This window comes from Thiocystis minor (assembly GCF_016653465.1).
In the GTDB taxonomy this organism is placed as follows: Bacteria; Pseudomonadota; Gammaproteobacteria; order Chromatiales; family Chromatiaceae; genus Chromatium; species Chromatium minus.
This window is the reverse complement of the sequence record NZ_NHSQ01000175.1, coordinates 1-3,802: the sequence shown is the minus strand read 5'-3', so window position 1 is coordinate 3,802 and position 3,802 is coordinate 1. Positions and strand designations below refer to the sequence as shown.

4 protein-coding genes are annotated in these 3,802 nt (G+C 61.9%); 2 read left to right on the top strand and 2 right to left on the bottom strand.

Annotated features, from left to right (window positions below; translation table 11 throughout):
• Positions 1-223 precede the first annotated feature (223 nt).
• Both CCR95_RS22755 and CCR95_RS25990 read left to right on the top strand, forming a co-directional pair.
• Complete coding sequence (locus tag CCR95_RS22755; RefSeq protein WP_201098768.1) at positions 224-862, top strand: thermonuclease family protein; 639 nt, start codon at positions 224-226, stop codon at positions 860-862.
• 98 nt (positions 863-960) lie between these two features.
• Complete coding sequence (locus CCR95_RS25990) at positions 961-1,470, top strand: glycoside hydrolase family 108 protein (protein ID WP_201098767.1); 510 nt, start codon at positions 961-963, stop codon at positions 1,468-1,470.
• 193 nt (positions 1,471-1,663) lie between these two features.
• Here CCR95_RS25990 and CCR95_RS22745 read toward each other — a convergent pair whose 3' ends face one another.
• Positions 1,664-1,927 carry a WGR domain-containing protein gene (locus CCR95_RS22745; RefSeq protein ID WP_242523441.1) on the bottom strand — a complete coding sequence of 88 codons (264 nt, stop codon included), beginning with the start codon at positions 1,925-1,927 and terminating at the stop codon, positions 1,664-1,666.
• 112 nt (positions 1,928-2,039) lie between these two features.
• Positions 2,040-3,802 (bottom strand): DUF4942 domain-containing protein (locus CCR95_RS22740; protein ID WP_338115482.1); only part of this gene is annotated, 1,763 nt, incomplete at its 5' end.

Sequence of the window (3,802 nt, the reverse complement as noted above, 5' to 3'; positions counted from 1 at the left end):
AACAGTCTCTCGACCATTCGCCGCGCTCCGCCAGAGGCGCAACACTCGATACGGGTGGGTGGCTGACCCTTGCCCGACCGGGACTTGCACCCGGCAAGAAGCGCCAAGCTTCGCTTGGCGCACTAACAAGCGGTTAAAGAGCGGACCCCGCAGACGGCGCGGCGCTCATTTCAGAAAAGTGTGGCCGGAAGAAGGGGACAACCAATTTTTTGCCGATGAAGCCATGCCACAGCCCCACCACCTGTTTCCCCTCCTGCTCCTCCTCGTCCTCTCACCAACCCTCGCCGCCGATCTGAAGGGCCGCGTCATAGGCATCAGCGACGGCGACACCCTGTCGCTCCTGACCGTCGACCGGCGCGAGGTCAAGATCCGTCTAGCCGAGATCGACGCCCCCGAGAAAGCGCAGCCCTACGGCAAGAAGGTACGGGTAGCGGTCCAGACCATCGACCAGTACGGGCGACCCGTGGGGCGGGTGTCGGTCGGCTCGACCGATGTCAACGCCGCCCTGGTGCAGCAGGGCGCCGCCTGGGTGTATCGCCAATACGCCCGCGATCCGCAATTGATCGACCTGGAGCAGCAGGCGCAAGCCGCCCGACGCGGCTTGTGGGCCTTGCCGAAAGCGCAACGCATCCCGCCTTGGGAGTGGCGACGCACCGCGAAGCGGGCGCGTGAACAGGCGTCTCGCGCCAAGAACGACACGCTCTTTTCGCGACTCGCGAAACGCTGGTCCGGCTGCGGCGATAAACGCACCTGCGGCGAGATGACCGACTGCGCCGAGGCCCGCCACTACCTCGACGACTGCGGCCTCACGCGCCTCGACCGCGACGGCGACGGCACGCCCTGCCAAAATTTATGCAAATAATCCGGATTTCCTCGCCCTAACGTCCAAAACGTCCACGACGCGCGCGACAACGCCCCGCCGCTCCCCGATCCTCGCTGCAACTGACGAGGATCGCACGCATGACCCACTTTCACCGCTGTATCGACTTCATCCTGATCGAAGAGGGCGGGCTGTCCGAGCACCCCGCCGACCCTGGCGGTCTGACCCACTACGACATCAGCCAGCGCAGTTACCCGGCACTCGACATCCGCCACCTGACCCGCGACGACGCCAAAGACATCTATCGCCGCGATTACTGGGCGCGCGTCAAGGGCGACCGGTTGCCGGTCGGTCTGGATCTGGTAGTGCTCGATATGGCGATCAACGCCGGGGTCTCGCGGGCGATCCGGCTGTTGCAGCAACTGATCGGCGTCCCCGATGACGGGATCGTCGGCACTCCGACCCTCGCCGCGCTCGATGACCGCCCGACGGCGGATCTGATCAAAGCCTATTCCCGCCTGCGCCTGATTTATTACCGCTCGCTCAAGGGTTGGCCGACCTTCGGCCACGGCATGTCACTGTCCCCATCGTCGACCGTCTCATCTATCACTCACACGTCTTCATGCTTGGAGGAGAAAGTGATCGGCTGAAACGGAAACTCGGAAACTGACGTTTAACCAAACGCCCCGTTGGGTCAATTTTTGTGGCCAAAAGTGGATCAGTTCTGGTGGCCATTGACAAGCGTTGAGGACCCAGACGCGCGGTTGACGCGAGGACGCGATCAACGATCTACGCGGTTTTTCCTTGTCGTGACGATGGCGAGCGCATGACCGTCCGCCCCGCTCAGCCGACGGGCGTATATCCCCGCTTCTCCCGCCGTTGCCCGATGGCTGCAATGCGTTCCAAGCCCGCGTCGTGGGAGGGCACCCAAACGATCCGCACCCGGCCCCGCTTCGAGCCCACGCCGCCCCAGCTTTGGATAACGGTCCAATCGCCCAAGAGATCCCGGACCAGATCGACCTGGTAGTAGCGCGCCTTCTCGGAATTAGTCCAACGGTGCATCACGGTGGGCGGCTCCTCGCCATCGGGTCCGTTTGCGTTCGACATCGTGCGAATGTCGCGCAGCGGCGCCTTCCCGTCAACGGATTGACAAGATTTGTGCCGTCTTGAGGCAAAAAAAACCCACCAGCCAAGGCTGGTGGGCTTTGGGGTTTAACGATTAGGCGACGAGCAGCTCCAGTTGCAGAGCGTCCTTATTCGTGTCCAGGAGACCCTGGACGTCAATGCCCTGCTTCTCCAGCACTGCGTCGAGTGCCTGATCGATGATGGCCTGCGCGCGTTGCGCCACGGACGCATCCGTGTCATTGAGCCGGCGCCGTGGATCATCCCATCCGGATCCTTGGGATTTCGCCAGCGCCGTGATCTGGACATTCACGTCCTTCTCGAACGCCTCGGCCTTCTCGTACTGCAACCAGAAGGCATCGCTGACCCGCACGTCCTCGGGCGGCAACCAACGCCGCTGACGTCCCACCAGGAGATTGAGACGCTCGACGAGCGTCTTGTCACGGGCGAAAAAGTGGATCGTGCCCACCTTCGGGTAGTAGCGCACATCGAAATAACTGCTGCTGCCCCGCTTTCCGCTGCACAGCTCACGGAACTGCGTCCGGAAGACATCGCACAGCCCCACCTCGGGGCTCCGTTTGCCGTCGAGCATCGCAAACGCCCGGTCAAAATCGGCCAGGAGGTTCATCGACTCCCACTTCATCGAATGCGACCATTTATCGGTCCCATGATGCGGTAGCACGAACCGACTGGTCTTGATCCGCATCCCGGCGGTGCGATGCTTGTCGTTGGACTTCCAGCCCTTGTAAAAGACCCGGTTGTCGGTGTGATACCGGGTGATTTCGTCGAACACCTCGCAGAGCATGTCCATTTGGATCTGCCCCTGGTTTTCCGACAGACCCAGCAAAAACGCATAGACGTTGGCCACACTGAATTCCAGTTGCTTGACGTCCTCGAACTGGCGTTCCACATCGTTGCGCACCGCCCGCGACAACCGCTCGCTGACCTTGGTAGAGGATAGAATCGAATTCCAGGCGCGATCCTTGAGCGCCAGATAACGCTCGTGCAGGGTTTCGGTCACCCATTTCACCTCACGCGGATGCGTGTCTTCCGAGGCGTCGCCACGAGAGACCGCCAGCGTATGCCCGATGCAACTGGCATAATGACTCGCCCGTGCCTCGCAGAGAACGGACTCGCGCATCGCCTGGACCGCCGCCTTGAATCTCAAGACCGCGTTGTCGATCTCGCGGTCTGGCAGACACAAATCCTGCGCCTGCCGATAATCGCCGGCCAGCGTTTCCCCCGAGGTGGCGTCGCGCGTCAGGTCTTCCAGAAGGCTCCCAACGATGTCCTCGCGGCGAACCTGCTTGCGCAGATACACCAAGGCGATCTCAACATCGGTTTTGCGCTCGGTCTCCGAGGTGGAGAACGCATCGTTGATGTATTCCACGCCCCCGTGCTCATTGACCAGCCGCGCAAGCCGTTGGCGTTCCTTGGTGTAGGGATTGCGGATCGTCTCGGCGTTGAGAATCGCCACGATTTCCCCGTCCCACAGGATGTCCCAGGCTTTCAGGACGTGCTCGGCACCCTGGGAAAACGGCGGGTTCATGATGACGTGCGAAAAAAACGCCCCGCCGCTGTACTGGAGGAAATCGATCCCGACGACCTTGAGTCCGCGTTCCCGTAAGCGGGCATGTTTCGACAAGTCCATCTCGATGCAGTCGATCGGTTTGTCCGCGTCGTGGCGGCTCCAGGGCATTTCGTCCGCCAACGCGCCGTTGCCGGCGCTGGGCTCCAGGACGCGCGTAAACTCGCGGTTCTGGAACTTGGACCAGGCTTTTCGCGCGAGAGCGGCGGGGGTTGGATAGAACTGCTGTTGGTCGATCATGGCGACAATCTCCTGAAAAGGATAACCCCGAT

Coding starts and splice junctions, on each gene's coding strand:
- CCR95_RS22755 (WP_201098768.1), top strand. CDS start 224: ATGCCACAGCCCCACCACCTGTTTCCCCTCCTGCTCCTCCTCGTCCTC.
- CCR95_RS25990 (WP_201098767.1), top strand. CDS start 961: ATGACCCACTTTCACCGCTGTATCGACTTCATCCTGATCGAAGAGGGC.
- CCR95_RS22745 (WP_242523441.1), bottom strand. CDS start 1,927: ATGTCGAACGCAAACGGACCCGATGGCGAGGAGCCGCCCACCGTGATG.